Genomic DNA, 1,062 nt, shown 5'->3' with positions numbered 1-1,062 from the left:
AAAAAAAATTTGTGTTATCACTCATTTTAGTGAGTTGTGGAATTAACAACGGGTTTAGTCAGAAGTTCGAAAATCTGGCACTTACGCCTCCTATGGGTTGGAACAGTAATAATACGTTCGACCAGAACATTAACGAACAGTTAATTAAAGAAACGGCAGATGCTTTTGTCGCATTGGGATTAAAAGATGCAGGGTATGAATATGTGTGCATTGATGATGGTTGGTCTACCAGGGACAGGGACAAGCAAGGCAATCTTGTTGCCGACCCTGTCAAATTTCCTCATGGCATGAAAGCCCTGGCAGACTATGTGCATTCCAAAGGTTTGAAGTTAGGAATCTATAATTGTGGCGGCACGCATACTTGCGCAGGGTATGCCGGCAGTCGGGGACATGAGTATCAAGATGCCTTGAAATATGCGGAATGGGGCATTGATTATCTGAAATATGACTGGTGCAATACTGACAATTTGAATGTCACAGAGGCTTACATCACTATGCGCGATGCTTTGTATGCAGCAGGGCGGCCTATGATTTTCAGTATTTGTGAGTGGGGCAAGACGCAACCATGGAAATGGGGAGCGGCTGTGGGTCATCTATGGCGAACTACCGGTGATATAGGTCCCCATTTTGATGATTTTGAAAGAAGACCGAATAAATGGAATCCTATGAGTGTATTAGAAATTTTAGACAAGCACAGTCAAGATGAATTAAGGCGCGCGGCCGGTCCCGGTCATTGGAATGACATGGATATGATGGAAGTGGGCAATGGAATGTCATTCTACGAAGACCAAACCCATTTTGCATTGTGGGCAATTCTATGTTCGCCACTGATTTTAGGCAACGACATTCGAAAAATGGACAAACAAACTTTGGATTTAATAACGAATAAAGAACTGATAGCCATCAATCAAGATGCATTAAGCATTCAAGGTTTCAGAGTTCCATGGAGGTCATGCCCTGTAGATGCTTGGGCAAAGCCATTAAAATTTCTAATACACTCATAGGATTCCATTTATTCGGTCTTCTTTCAAAATCATCAAAATGGGGACCTATATCACCGGT

Annotated in this window: 1 protein-coding gene; it reads left to right on the top strand. The window is 42.5% G+C overall.

The window, feature by feature from the left end; genetic code table 11:
- A partial coding sequence (locus ASC50_RS01090; RefSeq protein ID WP_420885199.1) for a glycoside hydrolase family 27 protein occupies window positions 1-1,004 on the top strand: 1,004 nt, incomplete at its 5' end.
- Window positions 1,005-1,062: the final 58 nt, after the last annotated feature.

This window comes from Candidatus Symbiothrix dinenymphae (assembly GCF_001431085.1).
This window is presented reverse-complemented; position numbering and strand designations above follow the sequence as displayed.